This is a genomic window from Novosphingobium barchaimii LL02, assembly GCF_001046635.1.
In the GTDB taxonomy this organism is placed as follows: Bacteria; Pseudomonadota; Alphaproteobacteria; order Sphingomonadales; family Sphingomonadaceae; genus Novosphingobium; species Novosphingobium barchaimii.
Map to the genome: position 1 here is coordinate 266,683 of NZ_KQ130456.1, position 17,363 is coordinate 284,045.

The 17,363-nt window shown below is 63.9% G+C and carries 19 protein-coding genes and 1 pseudogene; 12 read left to right on the top strand and 8 right to left on the bottom strand.

Annotated features, from left to right (window positions below):
- The first annotated feature begins 96 nt into the window (after window positions 1-96).
- On the top strand, window positions 97-852 hold the full coding sequence (locus V474_RS17975; protein ID WP_059152789.1) for a hypothetical protein: 756 nt from the start codon (window positions 97-99) through the stop codon (window positions 850-852).
- A 140-nt stretch (window positions 853-992) separates the two neighbouring features.
- Window positions 993-1,715 carry an acetoacetyl-CoA reductase gene (gene phbB, locus V474_RS17980; RefSeq protein WP_059152790.1) on the top strand — a complete coding sequence of 241 codons (723 nt, stop codon included), beginning with the start codon at window positions 993-995 and terminating at the stop codon, window positions 1,713-1,715.
- 338 nt (window positions 1,716-2,053) lie between these two features.
- Here phbB and V474_RS17985 read toward each other — a convergent pair whose 3' ends face one another.
- A complete protein-coding gene (locus tag V474_RS17985) occupies window positions 2,054-2,968 on the bottom strand; it encodes an EamA family transporter (protein WP_059152791.1) in 915 nt (304 codons plus the stop codon).
- A gap of 56 nt (window positions 2,969-3,024) precedes the next feature.
- On the opposite strand from V474_RS17985, the gene V474_RS17990 reads away from it, so the two are divergent.
- The gene (locus V474_RS17990) at window positions 3,025-3,537 is read left to right on the top strand and encodes an Lrp/AsnC family transcriptional regulator (RefSeq protein WP_236711322.1); all 513 of its coding nucleotides are present in this window, start codon (window positions 3,025-3,027) and stop codon (window positions 3,535-3,537) included.
- An 88-nt stretch (window positions 3,538-3,625) separates the two neighbouring features.
- Here the strand turns inward: V474_RS17990 and rpsI are convergent, their stop codons facing one another.
- The 3 genes from rpsI to V474_RS18005 form a co-directional block, all read right to left on the bottom strand.
- Complete coding sequence (gene rpsI, locus V474_RS17995) at window positions 3,626-4,141, bottom strand: 30S ribosomal protein S9 (protein WP_043974064.1); 516 nt, start codon at window positions 4,139-4,141, stop codon at window positions 3,626-3,628.
- Window positions 4,141-4,620, bottom strand: coding sequence for a 50S ribosomal protein L13 (rplM, locus tag V474_RS18000; protein WP_043974066.1), 480 nt, complete (start codon window positions 4,618-4,620; stop codon window positions 4,141-4,143). The genes rpsI and rplM overlap by 1 nt, the downstream gene beginning before the upstream one ends.
- A gap of 163 nt (window positions 4,621-4,783) precedes the next feature.
- Complete coding sequence (locus tag V474_RS18005) at window positions 4,784-5,854, bottom strand: COX15/CtaA family protein (RefSeq protein WP_148649453.1); 1,071 nt, start codon at window positions 5,852-5,854, stop codon at window positions 4,784-4,786.
- A gap of 132 nt (window positions 5,855-5,986) precedes the next feature.
- On the opposite strand from V474_RS18005, the gene V474_RS18010 reads away from it, so the two are divergent.
- The 8 genes from V474_RS18010 to V474_RS18045 all read left to right on the top strand — a co-directional run bounded on the left by V474_RS18010 (window position 5,987) and on the right by V474_RS18045 (window position 11,202).
- Entirely contained in the window at window positions 5,987-6,358 is a 372-nt protein-coding gene (locus V474_RS18010) for a MerC domain-containing protein (RefSeq protein ID WP_059152792.1), read from the top strand.
- 16 nt (window positions 6,359-6,374) lie between these two features.
- On the top strand, window positions 6,375-6,587 hold the full coding sequence (thiS, locus tag V474_RS18015) for a sulfur carrier protein ThiS (protein WP_059152793.1): 213 nt from the start codon (window positions 6,375-6,377) through the stop codon (window positions 6,585-6,587).
- Between the two features lie 52 nt (window positions 6,588-6,639).
- Window positions 6,640-7,437 (top strand): thiazole synthase, encoded by a 798-nt coding sequence (locus V474_RS18020; RefSeq protein WP_059152794.1) that lies wholly within the window; start codon window positions 6,640-6,642, stop codon window positions 7,435-7,437.
- 217 nt (window positions 7,438-7,654) lie between these two features.
- On the top strand, window positions 7,655-8,059 hold the full coding sequence (locus tag V474_RS25065; RefSeq protein WP_082058011.1) for a transposase: 405 nt from the start codon (window positions 7,655-7,657) through the stop codon (window positions 8,057-8,059).
- On the top strand, window positions 8,056-8,409 hold the full coding sequence (gene tnpB, locus V474_RS18030; protein ID WP_043980823.1) for an IS66 family insertion sequence element accessory protein TnpB: 354 nt from the start codon (window positions 8,056-8,058) through the stop codon (window positions 8,407-8,409). The genes V474_RS25065 and tnpB overlap by 4 nt, the downstream gene beginning before the upstream one ends.
- 49 nt (window positions 8,410-8,458) lie before the next feature.
- Window positions 8,459-10,018, top strand: coding sequence for an IS66 family transposase (gene tnpC, locus V474_RS18035; RefSeq protein ID WP_059150576.1), 1,560 nt, complete (start codon window positions 8,459-8,461; stop codon window positions 10,016-10,018).
- Window positions 10,015-10,596 (top strand): UPF0149 family protein, encoded by a 582-nt coding sequence (locus V474_RS18040; RefSeq protein ID WP_059150816.1) that lies wholly within the window; start codon window positions 10,015-10,017, stop codon window positions 10,594-10,596. Before tnpC (V474_RS18035) ends, V474_RS18040 begins: the two co-directional genes overlap by 4 nt.
- A 78-nt stretch (window positions 10,597-10,674) precedes the next feature.
- Complete coding sequence (locus tag V474_RS18045) at window positions 10,675-11,202, top strand: hypothetical protein (RefSeq protein ID WP_059152795.1); 528 nt, start codon at window positions 10,675-10,677, stop codon at window positions 11,200-11,202.
- Window positions 11,203-11,212: 10 nt separating this feature from the next.
- Here the strand turns inward: V474_RS18045 and V474_RS18050 are convergent, their stop codons facing one another.
- On the bottom strand, window positions 11,213-12,319 hold the full coding sequence (locus V474_RS18050; RefSeq protein ID WP_059152796.1) for a zinc-binding metallopeptidase family protein: 1,107 nt from the start codon (window positions 12,317-12,319) through the stop codon (window positions 11,213-11,215).
- Window positions 12,320-12,566: 247 nt separating this feature from the next.
- Between V474_RS18050 and V474_RS18055 the strand changes: the two genes are divergently transcribed.
- The gene (locus V474_RS18055) at window positions 12,567-13,703 is read left to right on the top strand and encodes a calcium:proton antiporter (protein ID WP_082699859.1); all 1,137 of its coding nucleotides are present in this window, start codon (window positions 12,567-12,569) and stop codon (window positions 13,701-13,703) included.
- Window positions 13,704-13,719: 16 nt separating this feature from the next.
- Here V474_RS18055 and V474_RS18060 read toward each other — a convergent pair.
- The 3 genes and pseudogenes from V474_RS18060 to tnpC (V474_RS18070) form a co-directional block, all read right to left on the bottom strand.
- A pseudogene (locus V474_RS18060) lies at window positions 13,720-15,165 on the bottom strand (AMP-dependent synthetase/ligase); the annotation flags it as partial.
- 49 nt (window positions 15,166-15,214) lie between these two features.
- The gene (locus V474_RS18065) at window positions 15,215-15,796 is read right to left on the bottom strand and encodes a UPF0149 family protein (RefSeq protein ID WP_059150816.1); all 582 of its coding nucleotides are present in this window, start codon (window positions 15,794-15,796) and stop codon (window positions 15,215-15,217) included.
- Window positions 15,793-17,352 (bottom strand): IS66 family transposase, encoded by a 1,560-nt coding sequence (gene tnpC / locus V474_RS18070; protein WP_059150576.1) that lies wholly within the window; start codon window positions 17,350-17,352, stop codon window positions 15,793-15,795. Before tnpC (V474_RS18070) ends, V474_RS18065 begins: the two co-directional genes overlap by 4 nt.
- Window positions 17,353-17,363: the final 11 nt, after the last annotated feature.

Below are 17,363 nucleotides of genomic sequence, written 5' to 3' on the forward strand. Positions count from 1 at the left end.
GTGTTAATCTCGCTGCGCACTATGTGGAGCCATGCTGCAGCGAATGTGAGCAAAACCGGTTTCCAGAAGATTTGCGAGAGGCAACAAGGCGTTACCATGGTTACCGAGCAGGTTTCCGCATCAAGGGGTGGTATAACGAGCAACCTGCTGCTGGCGGGCTGCGTTGGTCTGCTTGCCCTGCCCAGCGCGGTCCTGGCCTTCTCCACAAACTTCCAGTCGCATTCCGGCGCGCCGGGTCAGATTGATTCGCTCGATCCCGAGACAAGTCCCGAAAACCTCTCGCGTGCGATAGCAATGCGCTCGCTCGCCAAGGGCCAGCAGTTTCCGTTCACGCCCGCAGGTACGCCGAACCGGCAGGACCGCGCTGTGACAGTCGCCGTGCGGGTAGATCCCGAGGCGGCGCAGGCCATAATTGTCCACGGGCGGTCGCCGATGGCGCAGGCGGCGCAGGATGCCGCGCCGCTGCGGATCGCCTCCACTGCCTTCAACCTGGGCGTATCGCGCGGGTACCAGAATTTCGCGCAGAACCTTGTGCCGCAGACTCCGGCACGCCCGATCGCGGAACTGCCCGACCTCAAGAAGTTTAGCCTTGCGCCGGGTACGACGGCGAAGGATCCCTCACGCTTTTCACCGCGCATCTCGATCGATGAGAAGCGCACGCCCGGACGCGCACCGCGCACGTTCTCGGGTGAGGCTGGCGAGGTGGAACTGGGCGGCGCCTACCGCGTCACCGAAAACCTCGATGTCACGGCCGGCGTGCGCTATTCCCAGGACCGTGAGCGGCTGGTCCCCCTCACCGATGGCAAGCTCGACGGGCAGGCGGTTTACGTCGGAACACAATTCAAGTTTTGAAACCGGCAACCACGGTTGCAATTTCTGCACTCAAAATGTTCGATTACAAGCGCGTTTAGGTCAATAGTCGGCCTTGCGGTCGTCATATTCATTTCATAGCACTGTAAACGGTGGATGTATTGAAATGGGAAAGGCTTGATATGGCGCGCGTAGCAATTGTTACCGGCGGAACCCGGGGCATCGGCAAGGCAGTATCACTGGCGCTTCACGAGCGTGGTCATACCGTGGTTGCAAATTACGCAGGCAACGAGGAGAAGGCCCTCGCCTTCACCGCAGAAACCGGCATTCCCGCCTATCGGTGGGACGTGGGCGACCACGAGGCGACGCAGGAAAGTTGCGCGCGCATCGCGGCGGAAATCGGCCCGATCGACATCGTCATCAACAACGCGGGCATAACGCGTGATGGCGTGCTGCAGCGGATGAGCTTCGACGACTGGAACGACGTCATGCGCATCAACCTGGGCGGCTGCTTCAACACCGCCAAGGCCACTTTCGCCGGTATGCGCGAGCGCGGTTGGGGCCGCATCGTCAACATCGGTTCGATCAACGGCCAAGCCGGCCAGTACGGCCAAGTGAACTACGCGGCGGCCAAATCCGGCATCCACGGCTTCACCAAGGCGCTGGCCCAGGAAGGCGCCAAGTACGGTGTCACAGTCAACGCCATCGCACCCGGTTACATCGACACCGACATGGTCGCGGCCGTGCCTGCGCCGGTGCTGGAGAAGATCGTCGCCAAGATCCCTGTCGGCCGCCTCGGCAGCGCTTACGAGATCGCGCGCGGCTGTGCGTTCCTGTGCTCGGAGAATGCCGCGTTCGTTACCGGGTCCACGCTGAGCATCAACGGTGGGCAGCATATGTACTGACGGTAAGGGCAGACCAGCTTGCCTTTCTTCGGGACGGCAAGCTGGTCCGCGGCGCCGCAAGGCGCGGACCGACACGGACGGCGGCGGACCTTCAACTCCGCCGAACCCGTTCGATGTAATGGCGGCGGCTCTGCCGTCGCCTTTTTAATTGCACGACCCTCGCCGCACGCCCTCCTCGCACCCTAAGAAACCGTTTAAAAATGCGCATAAGAGGGCATTTTGAATGCGGCACCAGCCCACTCCCCCACCCGGCCACCCATAGAATACTGCCGTTGGGTGGCCGGGTGGGGGAGTGGGCTGGTGCGGCAGAACGGGCAAAGCCCATTCTCAAACGGTCTCTAAGGCGTCATCAACGCCTCGACCGGCGCCGGCCTGGCTTCCGGACCGCGCGTCAGCACGGCGCCCACGGCAGCGAAGATCACACATGAAAGCGCGGCCATCTGCCGCCCGGTCATCACTTCGCCCAGCAGTACATAGCCAGCCAGCGCACCGATCGCCGGATCGATGCTGAGCACCACGCCGTAAGTCCGCTCCGGGATGTGCCTGAGCGAGATCATCTCCAGCGAATAGGGAATGGCGCTGGATAGCACCGCCACGATCAGCCCAAGCATGGCCGCATGGATATTGAGCAGGCCCTCGCCCATCGAAGCGATGCCGAAAGGCGCGACCGCCAGTGTCGCGAACACCATTCCCATCGCCACGGTCTGTCCGGGGTGAAGGTGTGCCACTTTCTTGCCGCAGACGATATAAAGCCCCCAGCACACCGCCGCGCAAAGCGCGAAACCGATGCCTACCGGATCAAGGCCGCCCGTCACGTCGCCGCCGGGCAGCAGCAGCGCCAGCCCTCCCAGCGCCAGGGCGATCCAGACGAAATGGAGCAGCCGCCGCGAATTGAAAAGCGCCACGCTCAGCGGGCCAAGCAGTTCGATGGCGATCGCCAGTCCCAGCGGGACCGTCCGCAATGCCAGATAGAAGCTCAGGTTCATCAGGCCCAGCACCGCGCCGTACCGGACCAGCGACAGCAGTTCGCCGCGCGTCCAGCGCCGCCGCCAGGGGCGCCACATCGCCGTGAGCAGAATGGCCGCGAAGCCGACGCGGTACAGTGTGGTCCCCGCCGCGCCGACCATTGGGAAAAGCTGCTTCGCCGCCGAACTCCCGGTCGCAAAGGCCACCATGGCCGCAAGCAGCGCCGCATAAGGCAGCAGCGCGGAAAGATTGTTACGGGGCGAGGAAAGTGGAGTTGGGGTATGCATGGCGCGAAGAGATAGTCCAAAGGCGATTGCGGGTGCCGCCGAAATTAGGCATCCTGGTGACGGAATTCGTCATCATGGTCCGTAAAGCGATGAAATCCGCCAATCTCGATTCTTTCGACCGCAAGTTGCTCGAATGCGTGCGGCGCAACAACCTCGAACCGGCACGCAGTCTTGCCGAAAAGGTGGGATTGTCCGAATCGTCCGTGCTGCGGCGCCTGCGCCGGATGCGGCTGGAAGGAATCATCATCGGCGACATCGCCTTGGTCGATCCCGCGCTCACCGGCGGGGCGATCACGATGCATGTACTGGTGCAGCTTTATAATGACGGCCACATCCGCACCGATGCCTTCGCCCGCAACATGGCCCGGCGCGAGGAAGTGGTCGCGGCGTGGAACGTGGCCGGGGACGAAGATTTCGTGCTTATCGTGCAGGTCCCCTCGATGGAGGCATACGACGCCTTCACGCGCGAGGAACTGAGCGAACAGTCGCACGTGCGCGACTTCAAGACATTGATCTCGATACGCCCGGTGGTGGACACCCTGATCTCGCGCCGTCCGCTCAGAGCCTGAAGGTAATCGCGGTCCCGCAATGCCGGAATCAAAAAGGGGCCGCGGTTTCCCGCGACCCCTTTTTGTAAGCCGAAGCTTTCGAAAGCGATTAACGCTTCGAGAACTGGAAGCTACGACGTGCCTTGGCACGGCCGTACTTCTTACGCTCGACCACGCGGCTGTCGCGGGTGAGGAAGCCGGCTGCCTTGACGGCTGCGCGCAGCGCAGGCTCGTACTTCGACAGTGCCTGGGCGATACCGTGCTTCACAGCGCCGGCCTGGCCCGACAGACCGCCGCCCTTGACGGTGGCGATCACGTCGTACTGGCCTTCGCGGCCAGCGACCTGGAAGGTCTGATTGATGACCAGACGCAGGGTCGGACGTGCGAAGTACACTTCCTGGTCACGGCCGTTGACGATGATCTTGCCCGAACCGGGCTTGACCCAAACGCGGGCAACCGCGTCCTTGCGGCGACCGGTCGCGTAAGCGCGGCCCTGGGCGTCGATCTGCTGCTCGCGCAGCGGAGCATTCGAAACGGGAGCCGCAACGAAGTTGTCGTCAGCGGTGACTTCGCCCGTGATGTCCTTGAGGTCGGACAGGCTCTGAACGGTTTCGGTCTCGGACATTATGCGCCCACCTTGTTCTTGCGGTTCATGGAAGCGACGTCGAGCGCTTCGGGCTGAGTGCCACCGTGCGGATGCTCGGTGCCTGCATAGAGGTGCAGGGCGCGCATCTGGTCGCGGCCAAGCGGACCACGGGGAACCATGCGCTCGACAGCCTTCTCGAGCACGCGCTCGGGGAAGCGGCCCGCGAGGACCTTGTCAGCGGTGACTTCCTTGATGCCGCCGGCGTAACCGGTGTGCTTGTAGTAGGTCTTCTGCTTCAGCTTGTTGCCGGTGAAGCGCACCTTTTCAGCGTTGATGACAACGACATGGTCGCCGCAATCAACGTGGGGGGTGTAGCTCGGCTTGTGCTTGCCGCGCAGCAGGTCGGCGATGATGACGGCGAGACGCCCAGCCACCAGACCGTCAGCATCGATAAGATGCCACTTCTTTTCCACCTCGGCCGGCTTGATCGACCGGGTGACCTTCGTGAGAGCCTTCATGGCTGGTCTATCCCTATGTGTTCGTTCGTGCCGTGCCGGATGGTCGCCCTTGCGAATCCCCGGATGCACGAGAAGGCGGGCAATTCGTCGAAACCGGCCCGTAAGTCAAGCAGAGTGCGGGATTCCAGAGAGGTAAAATAATACCTCATAGCAATTGACCGCTTCAGCTCCGACGGCCAAGAGCGTGCGCCCCCCATACGGTGGCCGCCACCAGAAGCGCACCGCACAGTTGATGCGCCACCGCGATCCACAGGGTGACGCCCGACCAGACGGTAAAGATGCCCAGCAGAACCTGCGTGCCGAAGGCCGCATGCACGGCGACTGAGACGAGCCGCTCGTGCCGGGCCTTCAGCTTGCGGCCCATCACGATCAGCACGGCCACTACGGCCCAGGCCCACCAGCGGTGGACGAAATGGGTAAGGTAGGGATCATTCACCAGCGCATGGAGCGCGCCCCTGGCCCATTCCACGCCTTGGGGGAAGAACGTGCCCTGCATCAGCGGCCAGGCGTCCCAGCTGAACCAGCCGCCGCCCGCCACCACGCCAGCGCGCAGGCCGGCCACCATGGCGCCCATGAACAGCTGGATCGCCAGCATACCCAGCGCGATCAAGCCGAAACGAGTCAGCCGCGCGCGCGGTTCGCCGCGCTCCATCGCCTTGAGGTCCAGCGCGGTCCACACAAGGCCGCCCAGCGTGAACAGCGCGACCAAAAGGTGCGCGGCGAGGCGGAAATGGCTCACCCGGTCCAGCGCCTCGGCGCTGAGGCCCGAGGACACCATCCACCAGCCGACGACGCCCTGGAGGCCGCCCAGCGCCAGCAGCGCCAACAGGCGCGGCTTGTAGCCGCCGGGGATCGTGCGCTTGTACCAGAACCATGCCAGCGGCACTGCAAAGGCCAACCCAATCACCCGGCCGAGCAGGCGGTGCAGCCATTCCCAGAAGTAGATGAACTTGTACTGCGCCAGGGTCATGCCTGCAGGGCCGTTGACATCGACGTATTGCGGAATGCGCTTGTAGCCGGCGAACTCGGCCTGCCACTGCGCGTCGGTGATCGGCGGAAGAGCGCCGGTCAGCGGCTTCCACTGGGTAATCGACAGGCCCGATTCAGTCAGGCGAGTGATCCCGCCGACGGCGACGATCAGCATCACCAGCACCGCAACGCTCAGCAGCCAGCGCACCATCGGCGCGATGTCGTCCATGGTCCCGATGATCGGGCGGCCGTCGTTCACTCTCATCCGTGATCTTCTTTTGTCATGAACGTGTTCCCTGCGTTTTCGCGGCGAATTGCGCAAGGCCTGCGTCGACCGGACGTGGCCAGACGCGGTTAGGGCTTGATAGATGTTACAACATTACATAAATGGGCGCCTATGCGTACTGCCATCATCGCGATTCGAAGCCGTCTGGACCGTGCCGGGATCATCCTGAGCGGGCTATGTGCGGTGCATTGCGTGCTGGGTGTCGTTCTGGTCGGGTTTCTCGGCCTCGGCGGCGAAGTGCTCCTCTCGCCTGAAATCCACCGCGTCGGGCTGGGTCTCGCGCTGGTGGTGGGCCTCGTCTCGCTGGGCTTCGGCGTTGCCCGGCACGGCCGCATCGCCCCGCTGCTGATCGGCGGTCTGGGACTTGCGCTGATGGGCGGGGCGATCCTCGTCGGCCACGGTTTTCCCGAGGCGGTGCTGACGATCATGGGCGTCAGCCTTGTCGCCTTCGCGCACATTCGGAACTTGCACGGCGCCTGCTGAACGCTATCTGCGCTGCATGGCTGACGAACTCCTGCTCACCGTAAACGGGGAACCGCGCCGCGCTGCGCCCGGCTCCAGCATCGCCGATCTCGTGATCGGTCTTGGGCTGGACCCGGCTAAAGTCGCGGTCGAACGCAATGCCGAGATCGCCCCGCGCTCTACGCTGGCCGACGTGATCCTGGCCGACGGCGATGTGCTGGAGATCGTCCATTTCGTGGGGGGCGGCTGAACGCCGCGCCTCCACTGCCCTGTTTTACCGCTGCCTCGAAAGGACGCGCTTCGTGATCGATTCTGCTGCTGAAACCTTGGCCCCCGACACCTGGACGGTTGCGGGCCGTACCTTTACCTCGCGCCTGATCGTCGGCACCGGCAAGTACAAGGACTTCGCGCAGAACGCCGCCGCCGTGGCGGCATCGGGCGCCGAGATCGTCACTGTGGCGGTGCGCCGCGTCAACGTATCGGACCCCAAGGCGCCGATGCTGACCGACTTCATCGATCCGAAGAATATCACTTACCTGCCCAACACCGCCGGTTGCTTCACCGCCGACGACGCCATTCGCACCCTGCGCCTGGCGCGCGAGGCGGGCGGCTGGGATCTGGTGAAGCTGGAAGTGCTGGGCGAGGCGCGTACCCTCTACCCCGACATGCGCGAGACGCTGAAGGCCACCGAAATCCTCGCCAAAGAGGGCTTCGCGCCGATGGTATACTGCGTGGACGATCCGATCGCGGCAAAGCAGTTGGAAGAATGCGGCGCCGTTGCGGTGATGCCGCTGGGCGCGCCGATCGGCTCGGGCCTGGGTATCCAGAACAAGGTCACCATCCGCCTCATCGTCGAGGGCGCGAAGGTACCGGTGCTGGTCGATGCCGGCGTCGGCACGGCCTCGGAAGCCGCCGTGGCGATGGAACTGGGCTGCGACGGCGTGCTGATGAACACCGCCATCGCCGAGGCCCGCGATCCCATCCGCATGGCCCGCGCTATGAAGTTGGCGGTTGCCGCCGGACGCGATGCCTATCTTGCCGGGCGCATGCAGATCCGCCGCTATGCAGACCCCTCCAGCCCGCTTGCAGGGCTGATCTGACGCGCCTTTTACCCGCACAACGGGAAGGATATTTACCGCTCCCCGTCCGACCAGGTGAAACCCCGCAAACAATCGTTTGCATAGTAAACGGCTTGGTAACTGCAATCGTGGTTTACTTCGATTCGTGAAGGGAGCACCGTAACCGCTGCACCCGCCCCACGTATTCCGAGAGCTTGCTGATGGTTAGGCTCGCCCGAGACGAGGAGGAGATCGGGCAATGTCGGATGAAATTGATGCAGGGTCAAACGGCGGTTTGACGTGTGCGTCGCACAGTACAACTGCGCGTTTGACCGTCAGTTTGCCGCCCGGACGTCGGCGCTACGAGCGTTGGCCGGATGACGTACGCGACCGCATTCTGGCTGAGAGCTTTGTGCCAGGAATGACTGTGGCGCAGGTCGCCCGCGATAACGGCGTCGGCCTTGGCCTTTTGCACTATTGGCGTCGGCAAGCGCGAGCAGCAGGAGCCGTCGAGGAATTGCGGTTCGTACCCGTCACGCTGGCTCAGGAGAAGCAACTCGAACCTGGCGGCTTGGAGTTGGTGGTACGAGACGTGACGGTTCGGATCATGGGCGCGGTCGAGATGGACCACCTGCGCGCGGTACTGGCGGCGATCCGGGAATGATCCCGATCGACGGAAGCGTACGGATCTTCGTGGCGACACAGCCGGTCGACTTCAGAGCCGGGATTAACCGATTGATGGGGCTGGTGACGCACGTGCTGGGGCATGATGCCTGCGCGGGCGATGTCTTCGTGTTCCGCAACAAGGGCGCGGATAAGGTGAAGTTGCTCCGTCATGACGGGTCAGGCGCGGTTATGGCGACGAAATGGCTCGACCGAGGAAGGTTTTACTGGCCTGCCGTGCAAGGCGGCACGATGGTCCTGAGCGGACCGCAATGCACGGCATTGCTGTCGGGTCTGGATTGGAAGAAACTGCCCGCACCCGAGGTGCGCAGACCCCTGATTTTTGGCTGATATCTGCGGTTTTCTGTGGCGACGAGGAGTCGGTGTGGTATAGTCAGGCATGCCCGCCCAAGCCGACGATCTCCCTGAAGATATGGAGCAAATGGCGGCTCTGGTGCGTGAACTGCAGGCAGAAAACGCCCAACTGCGCGCACTGCTCAAAGGCATGGCCCACCAGGCCTTCGGCAGCCGTTCAGAACGCGCCAGCGTCATCCTGGGTGATCAAGGTCTCCTTGATCTCGGCGACCTCGTAACCACGCCGGCTACCGCAGCCAACGACGATGGCGACGCCGAAGACAAGCCTGCCGTCGGTCGCCCACGCCGCAAGCGCGGCCTGATGGCACTGCCGGCCCATATCGAGCGCGTGGAGCGCGTGATTGATCCCGACACGCTGGATTGCCCCTGCTGCGCCGGCAAGCTCCACAGGATCGGCGAAGATGCCAGTGAGGCACTCGACTGGGTGCCGGCCATCGTTCGCGTCATCCGCACAGTGCGCCCTCGTTACGCCTGCCGGGAATGCCGGGAGGGCGTCGTTCAAGCGCCGGCGCCGCGCCGCGCGATCCCAGGCTCGATGGTCACTACCTCGACGCTGGCCTGGATGGCGACGGCGCGCTACGCCTGGTCGATCCCGCTCAATCGGCAGTTGCAGATGCTCGCAGGCCAGGGCGTCATCCTCGATCGGGCGTTACCGAGCCGCTGGATGCGTAAGATCGCATGGTGGGTGAAGGCGCTCTATGATCGCCTGCTTGCCTACATCCACAGCCAGTCCCGGATCTTCTGCGATGAGACCCGCATGCCGGTCCTCGAGAAAGGGCGAAGACGAACCCGCACGACACAGTTCTGGGCGCACGCTTGTGATGACGGACCGTGGTCAGGCCCGGCCCATCCGGCAGTGGTGTATATCCATGCTCGCGGACGGCGGCATGCCGAGGCGTTCGAACAACTCGCCCGCTACCAGGGCGTTATCCAGGTCGACGGCTATGGTGCCTACAAGGCGCTTGTGCGCGGTGGTCCGGGCCGAGGCAAGATCACACTCGCCTTCTGTCTTGCCCACGCCCGGCGCAAGTTCGTCGATGCCTTCCGCAAATCGCCATCGCCGGTGGCAGCGGCGATCCTTACCCTGATCGGTGAGGTCTACGCGATCGAGGCGCGTGTGCGCAAAGGCACCGCCGCACAGCGCCTCCAGGCTCGTCTCGCCGAAACCGCCGACGTCATGGCGAAGATCAAGGCGCAGATCGACATCATGCTTCCAGGTCTGTCGCCCAAGTCCGACCTGGCCAAGGCGATGCGCTACACGCTCAACCACTGGAAGGGGCTAACCCTGTTCCTGGAAGACGGCCGGATCGAGGTCGATACCAACACCGTCGAGCGCGGCATGAGAAATGTGGCCCAGGGCCGCAAGTCCAGCCTCTTCGCTGGTAGCGAGGAAGGAGCTCAGACCTGGGCCGTCATGGCATCGCTTCTCCAGACGGCTCGCCTGGGGGGCCTGGATCCCTACACCTGGCTGAATGACGTGCTGGAGCGTATCGTCACGGGCGCTGTGAAGATCAACGAACTGGACATCTTGCTCCCATGGAACTGGCGGCCGGCGGCAGAACCGGTAAAAGCGCTGGCGGCATGAACTTCAAACCTCGCACATCGCAGGGCCGGACCCTCTCGCTCGAACAGCTCGAGATATGGCTCGACGAGCTTGATCCCCCCGTAGCTGGCGTCTCATCGATCGACGGCTTCCTGGCCGCAGTCGCCGCAGGCCCCAGCGTCATTGACCCCGACGTATGGATTAAGAGCATCCTGCGCGAGCACGCTCTCAACGCGCGCTCGGCGCCTGCGCGCCGAACGATCCTCAAGCGGTATAACCGCATCTGCATCGAGCTTGCCGAGAAGCCCGAGGCGTACGCGCCGATCTACATGCGCACCGAGGAAGGCGAGGTACTGCTCGAGGACTTCGCCAACGGGTTCTTCACAGCCATGCATCTCGACATGGAGGCGTGGAAGCCCTTCATCGCCGACCCGCAGTTCGGCTACCCGCTCGCGGCACTGCTTGGCCACAGCACCATTACAGGTGGCCCGTCATGGATCGAACAACTGGGTGATCCGAGCGCCAATCTGGCACTAGTCGATACGTGGCGCATGGTCCCGCAAATCATCTCGCTGATCAATGACCAGTGCGCCTTCGCGCGCATGACGCCAGCAGCCTGATATAAATCCCGCCACCACCAATGCGTGGGACAGGATCAGCGGTTACGGAGCACCCTTTGCGAAACGGGAAATGCGACAATGGCCTACATGGGAACGGCTACTCTGACGATCGGCGAACTCCGCGAGTTTGCGAGCTTCACTTCGTGCGAACAGCGCTACATCCGCCGCAGCCTGGATATCGGGCTTGGCCGCCAGGATGCCTTCAAGATCTGGGCGCGCGACGCGGATGAAATGGCCTCGATCCGAAATCAGTATGCCGCCTATCAGGACCTGAAGCGCCTGCGCACCATGCGCCCTTACGACATCGCCTTCAAAGATATCGACGTGTTCATGGGCAAGCTCGTCCGCATCGCCGCTTTCGACCTCGCACAGGACAAGATCGAGAGCTTTTCGGCCTTCCGCTTTCTGTATGAGCGCTTGCTGGGCGCCTGGGCGCGGCCTTGGCTGCCCGGCGCCTTCTGCGGCGCCGCCGCGCTGCCGCAGATCCGCCCGGACAAGCGCAAGACGTTGCTCCATTCGATCAGCGAAGCCGCCGCCACCGCGCCCGGCTGGTCCGACCGCGAACCCAGCTTCTACCCCGAATTCATCGAGAAGGAAGCCGCTTGAACCTTGCCGCTCAGGCGGCGACCGGTGCTCCCGCCTTCGTTCCCTCGCGCGCTTTGTCGACGAGGGTGTGGACGTAATCCAGCTTGGCGACGATCGCGTCGGAAAGGTGGAAGGGGTACAGGTCGGGCAGTCCCATCGAGCGGTTGATCGCGTTCACCGCAAAGGATAGCGGCCCCATCGCATCGACCAGCGCCCGCGTGTCGGCCGTATAGGGGTTGAAGTCCAGTTCGACTTCCAGTCCTTCCGCCTCGCCCGGCAAGGCCGCCAGCGACAGGTCGAAACCGCCAGCCGCCGCCAGCACGTCGACGATGTGCAGGTAGTGCGCGAAAGTCTCCGCGAAGTCCTCCCACGGGTGCGAGGTGGCGTAGAAGCTGACGTAGGCATCGGTCCAGATCTTGCCGCCGTCGTCGGCATAGTGGGCCTGCAGGCTCTGCTGGTAATCGACCCGCTCATCGCCGAAGACCTTGCGGAACGCCTCGCATTCTGCCGCATCCGGTTCGATCAGCCGCGACCAGTAATGGTGCCCCACCTCGTGGCGGAAATGGCCCAACAGGGTTCGATATGGCTCACCCATGGCGTGGCGCATGCGTTCGCGCTCGGCATCGTCCGCCTCGATCAGGTTCAGCGTGATGAGGCCGCCGTCGTGGCCGGTGGTGATCCGGGGCGTACCTGCCTTCTCGGCGGCCGCGTCGTAGAGGAAATCGAAGGCAAGGCCCTGCGCGCCCGGCCCTGCTTCGGCCCTGGTCTCCAGCGGCAGGCCCAGCTTCAGCAGCGAATGGAACAGGCGCCGCTTGGCGGCTTCGATCTTGGCCCAGCGCGGCGGCACCGAAGGCTCGGACAAGTCGGGGATCGTGCGGTTGTGGCGGCAGGCCCGGCACATGGGCGTGGCATCGCCCGTCCCCACCAGCCAGTTGCAGATTTGGTACGCATTGTTGTTGGCGCAGACTACGACATCGGCGGTCCCACCCTTGCTGTCACGCCAGACGGTGGCCTTGTCCGCAAGGAAGCGGAAAGCGTCGACCGCAGGATCGTAGCCGAGAGTCGCTTTGCAGCCGGGGCATACACGGACCTCGAAATGGTTGAGGCGGCGGCAGTTGGGACAGGCGAAAGCGCGCATGTTTGGGGATTTTCCGTATCAGTATTCGAGTGGACCTGCGGCAGACAACGCCGAAACCCCCGAAAGCGTTTCGTAACGCTGAATGAAAAAACGCGTCCCGGGTAAAGATCAACGCCTGGACGGTGAAGATCAGCGATGACGGCCGAAGGGTTTCCACTCCGTGTCGATGGGTTGCCCTTCATGCACAAAGTCGCAATCAGACCCGCGCAAGACTGGCCCTGCGGCGGATCACACCTATAGTCAATCGATGACCCAGCCCACCGAGACCACCGACCGGCCCCCGCCGGCTCACACCCCGGCCCCCACCGCGCGCTTTCCGACATTCGGCCTTGCGCCTTGGTCGATCGCCGTACCGCTGCTGGCACTGGCGGCGCTGGCGCTGGGAAAACCGGCAGGTGTCGGTCTGGTGGTGGTCCTGGCGCTGGTACTCTGCGCGGCGATCGTCTCGGCAGTCTACCATGCCGAAGTCCTTGCCCATTACCTTGGCGAGCCGTTCGGCACCCTGCTGCTGGCCTTCGCGGTAACCGTGATCGAAACCTCGCTGATCGTCTCGATCATGATGAGCGAGGGCAGCGGCGCACAGGCGCTCGCGCGCGATACGCTGATCGCGGCGATCATGATCACCATCAACGGCATCGTCGGCATCTGCCTGTTGGCCGGCGGCGGGCGGCACCACGAACAAAGCTATACCCAGAGCGGGGTCACCCACGGGCTGTCGATGCTGGCGACGCTCTCGGTCGCGACACTGGTGCTGCCCAACTTCACCATCACCCAGAGCGGCGCGTTCTACTCCGGCTTGCAGTTGGGCTTCGTCGCGGTGATCTCGCTCATCATCTACGGCACTTTCGTGGTTGCCCAGACGGTGCGCCACAAGGACCATTTCCTCCACCCCGAGAAAGCAGACCACGCCCATGAAGCGCCTGTGCCCAAGGCGCAGGCGGCGGCCTCGGCAGTACTGCTGGGCTTTGCCCTCATTGCGGTGGTGCTGCTGGCCAAGATGCTTTCGCCCTCGATCGAGGCGGGTGTCGCCGCGGTAGGCGCCCCTCAGGCCATGGTGGGCATCATCATCGCCGCGCTGGTCCTCGCACCCGAAGGCTTCGCCGCATTGCGCGCAGCGCGGGCCAACCGGGTGCAAACCAGCCTCAACCTCGCAATCGGCTCGGCGCTGGCGACGATCGGCCTGACCATCCCGGCAGTCGCCGTCACTTCGCTGATGATGGGGCTGGACCTGGAACTCGGCCTGTCGATGCGCGGCGTGGTACTGCTGGCGCTGACCCTGCTGGTCGCCTCGATGACGCTGGGGACGGGCCGGACCACGGTGGTGCAGGGCACGATCCACCTGGTCATCTTCGCGACCTATCTGTTCACGACCTTGGTGCCGTGAACAGGTACGGCCACTCCTACTTGTAGAGTCCATCCAGCCGCGTGCCGTAGCGTTCCTTCACCTTGTGGCGGCGGATCTTGAGGCTGGGAGTCATCTCCTCGTTCTCGATCGAGAACGGCTCGTCCGCAAAAGCGAACTGGCGCACCTTCTCGATCACCGAGAGGTCGGCATTCACGCGGTCTATCGCGGTGCGGATCGCCGCGCGGAACGAGGGCATGGTCTGCAAGCGGCGGAAATCGAAGAGTTCGCCGTTGCTTCGCGCCCATTCCAGCGCCCAGTCGGCATCGGGCACGACCAGTCCGACGATGTAGGGCCGCCGATCACCGGAAACCATCGCCTGGGCAATCTCGGGTTGAAGGGTGAGCATCGATTCGACCTTCTGGGGCGAGACGTTGTCGCCCTTGTCGTTGACGATCATGTCCTTCTTGCGATCGGTGATGGCGATGCGGCCCTTGTCGTCGAAGTGGCCGATGTCGCCGGTGTGCAGCCAGCCATCCTTGAGCACGTTGATGCTGGCCGCCTCGTTTTGCCAGTAGCCGGCCATCACCACCTCGCCGCGCACGAGAATCTCTCCGTCCGCGGCGATCTGCACCTCGACGCCGCGCAGGGGCGGGCCCACAGTATCGAACTTGACGCCCGCCGCCGGGCGATTGCAACTGATGATCGGCCCCGCCTCGGTCTGCCCATAGCCCTGCAGCAGGGTGAGGCCCATCGCATCGAAAAACACGCCGATCTCGGGATTGAGCGGCGCGCCGCCCGAAACCAGCGCCTTCATCCGCCCGCCGAAACGGGCGCGGACCTTGGGGCGAAGGGTGCGTTCGATCACCATGCCGACCGGATAATCGATGAGTCGGCGCTTGCCGGCCTGGCTGCGCTGCGCGCCTGCGATCGCCCAGTCCATCAATCGGTTCGCAGTCGCGCCCTGCTTTTCAATCTGGCGCATGATGCGCGTGCGCAGCACCTCGAACAGACGCGGCACGACGACCATCACGGTCGGGCGCACTTCCTCGATATTGGCGGCCAGCTTGTCCAGCCCTTCGGAATAATAGATCTCGCCGCCCAGACCGATCGGCAGAAGCTGTCCGCCGGTATGTTCGTAGGCATGGCTGAGCGGGAGGAACGAGAGGAATATCTCCCGCTTTTCCGGGCCCTGATCCCAGCCGAAGTCCTGGTCGATGATCTGCGCCGCGCCGGCCACGTTGGACAGCAGCATCCCGTGGTGCTGGCGCACTCCGCGCGGAGCGCCGCCGGTGCCGCTGGTGTAGATGATGCAGGCTAGATCACCGCGCCCGACATTCGCCATGCGCGCATCGACATCGGCGCGTGCGGCGGCAGCGTCGCCTTGCAGCAATTCGTCCCACAACTGTGTCTCGTAAGCCCCGCCCTGCATCGGCACGAGCGGCTCCATGCCGATGACGTGGCGGCACATGTCGGTCTGCACGATCGCGGGCAGCAGCGCCCTACCGTAACCGCTGATCCTGTCCCACGCATTGGTGGTGGCGGGATTTATATCAGGCTGCTGGCGTCATGCGCGCGAAGGCGCACTGGTCATTGATCAGCGAGATGATTTGCGGGACCATGCGCCACGTATCGACTAGTGCCAGATTGGCGCTCGGATCACCCAGTTGTTCGATCCATGACGGGCCACCTGTAATGGTGCTGTGGCCAAGCAGTGCCGCGAGCGGGTAGCCGAACTGCGGGTCGGCGATGAAGGGCTTCCACGCCTCCATGTCGAGATGCATGGCTGTGAAGAACCCGTTGGCGAAGTCCTCGAGCAGTACCTCGCCTTCCTCGGTGCGCATGTAGATCGGCGCGTACGCCTCGGGCTTCTCGGCAAGCTCGATGCAGATGCGGTTATACCGCTTGAGGATCGTTCGGCGCGCAGGCGCCGAGCGCGCGTTGAGAGCGTGCTCGCGCAGGATGCTCTTAATCCATACGTCGGGGTCAATGACGCTGGGGCCTGCGGCGACTGCGGCCAGGAAGCCGTCGATCGATGAGACGCCAGCTACGGGGGGATCAAGCTCGTCGAGCCATATCTCGAGCTGTTCGAGCGAGAGGGTCCGGCCCTGCGATGTGCGAGGTTTGAAGTTCATGCCGCCAGCGCTTTTACCGGTTCTGCCGCCGGCCGCCAGTTCCATGGGAGCAAGATGTCCAGTTCGTTGATCTTCACAGCGCCCGTGACGATACGCTCCAGCACGTCATTCAGCCAGGTGTAGGGATCCAGGCCCCCCAGGCGAGCCGTCTGGAGAAGCGATGCCATGACGGCCCAGGTCTGAGCTCCTTCCTCGCTACCAGCGAAGAGGCTGGACTTGCGGCCCTGGGCCACATTTCTCATGCCGCGCTCGACGGTGTTGGTATCGACCTCGATCCGGCCGTCTTCCAGGAACAGGGTTAGCCCCTTCCAGTGGTTGAGCGTGTAGCGCATCGCCTTGGCCAGGTCGGACTTGGGCGACAGACCTGGAAGCATGATGTCGATCTGCGCCTTGATCTTCGCCATGACGTCGGCGGTTTCGGCGAGACGAGCCTGGAGGCGCTGTGCGGCGGTGCCTTTGCGCACACGCGCCTCGATCGCGTAGACCTCACCGATCAGGGTAAGGATCGCCGCTGCCACCGGCGATGGCGATTTGCGGAAGGCATCGACGAACTTGCGCCGGGCGTGGGCAAGACAGAAGGCGAGTGTGATCTTGCCTCGGCCCGGACCACCGCGCACAAGCGCCTTGTAGGCACCATAGCCGTCGACCTGGATAACGCCCTGGTAGCGGGCGAGTTGTTCGAACGCCTCGGCATGCCGCCGTCCGCGAGCATGGATATACACCACTGCCGGATGGGCCGGGCCTGACCACGGTCCGTCATCACAAGCGTGCGCCCAGAACTGTGTCGTGCGGGTTCGTCTTCGCCCTTTCTCGAGGACCGGCATGCGGGTCTCATCGCAGAAGATCCGGGACTGGCTGTGGATGTAGGCAAGCAGGCGATCATAGAGCGCCTTCACCCACCATGCGATCTTACGCATCCAGCGGCTCGGTAACGCCCGATCGAGGATGACGCCCTGGCCTGCGAGCATCTGCAACTGCCGATTGAGCGGGATCGACCAGGCGTAGCGCGCCGTCGCCATCCAGGCCAGCGTCGAGGTAGTGACCATCGAGCCTGGGATCGCGCGGCGCGGCGCCGGCGCTTGAACGACGCCCTCCCGGCATTCCCGGCAGGCGTAACGAGGGCGCACTGTGCGGATGACGCGAACGATGGCCGGCACCCAGTCGAGTGCCTCACTGGCATCTTCGCCGATCCTGTGGAGCTTGCCGGCGCAGCAGGGGCAATCCAGCGTGTCGGGATCAATCACGCGCTCCACGCGCTCGATATGGGCCGGCAGTGCCATCAGGCCGCGCTTGCGGCGTGGGCGACCGACGGCAGGCTTGTCTTCGGCGTCGCCATCGTCGTTGGCTGCGGTAGCCGGCGTGGTTACGAGGTCGCCGAGATCAAGGAGACCTTGATCACCCAGGATGACGCTGGCGCGTTCTGAACGGCTGCCGAAGGCCTGGTGGGCCATGCCTTTGAGCAGTGCGCGCAGTTGGGCGTTTTCTGCCTGCAGTTCACGCACCAGAGCCGCCATTTGCTCCATATCTTCAGGGAGATCGTCGGCTTGGGCGGGCATGCCTGACTATA

Bases quoted from the DNA above. Each gene is read 5' to 3' on its own strand.
- rplM (WP_043974066.1), bottom strand. From the start codon at position 4,620: ATGAAGGCTCTCACGAAGGTCACCCGGTCGATCAAGCCGGCCGAGGTG.
- thiS (WP_059152793.1), top strand. From the start codon at position 6,375: ATGGCTGACGAACTCCTGCTCACCGTAAACGGGGAACCGCGCCGCGCT.
- tnpC (WP_059150576.1), top strand. From the start codon at position 8,459: ATGCCCGCCCAAGCCGACGATCTCCCTGAAGATATGGAGCAAATGGCG.
- V474_RS25065 (WP_082058011.1), top strand. From the start codon at position 7,655: ATGTCGGATGAAATTGATGCAGGGTCAAACGGCGGTTTGACGTGTGCG.
- V474_RS18005 (WP_148649453.1), bottom strand. From the start codon at position 5,854: ATGAGAGTGAACGACGGCCGCCCGATCATCGGGACCATGGACGACATC.
- V474_RS18065 (WP_059150816.1), bottom strand. From the start codon at position 15,796: ATGAACTTCAAACCTCGCACATCGCAGGGCCGGACCCTCTCGCTCGAA.
- rpsI (WP_043974064.1), bottom strand. From the start codon at position 4,141: ATGTCCGAGACCGAAACCGTTCAGAGCCTGTCCGACCTCAAGGACATC.
- V474_RS18050 (WP_059152796.1), bottom strand. From the start codon at position 12,319: ATGCGCGCTTTCGCCTGTCCCAACTGCCGCCGCCTCAACCATTTCGAG.
- V474_RS18055 (WP_082699859.1), top strand. From the start codon at position 12,567: ATGACCCAGCCCACCGAGACCACCGACCGGCCCCCGCCGGCTCACACC.
- phbB (WP_059152790.1), top strand. From the start codon at position 993: ATGGCGCGCGTAGCAATTGTTACCGGCGGAACCCGGGGCATCGGCAAG.
- tnpC (WP_059150576.1), bottom strand. From the start codon at position 17,352: ATGCCCGCCCAAGCCGACGATCTCCCTGAAGATATGGAGCAAATGGCG.
- V474_RS18010 (WP_059152792.1), top strand. From the start codon at position 5,987: ATGCGTACTGCCATCATCGCGATTCGAAGCCGTCTGGACCGTGCCGGG.
- V474_RS17985 (WP_059152791.1), bottom strand. From the start codon at position 2,968: ATGCATACCCCAACTCCACTTTCCTCGCCCCGTAACAATCTTTCCGCG.
- V474_RS18045 (WP_059152795.1), top strand. From the start codon at position 10,675: ATGGCCTACATGGGAACGGCTACTCTGACGATCGGCGAACTCCGCGAG.
- tnpB (WP_043980823.1), top strand. From the start codon at position 8,056: ATGATCCCGATCGACGGAAGCGTACGGATCTTCGTGGCGACACAGCCG.
- V474_RS18040 (WP_059150816.1), top strand. From the start codon at position 10,015: ATGAACTTCAAACCTCGCACATCGCAGGGCCGGACCCTCTCGCTCGAA.
- V474_RS17975 (WP_059152789.1), top strand. From the start codon at position 97: ATGGTTACCGAGCAGGTTTCCGCATCAAGGGGTGGTATAACGAGCAAC.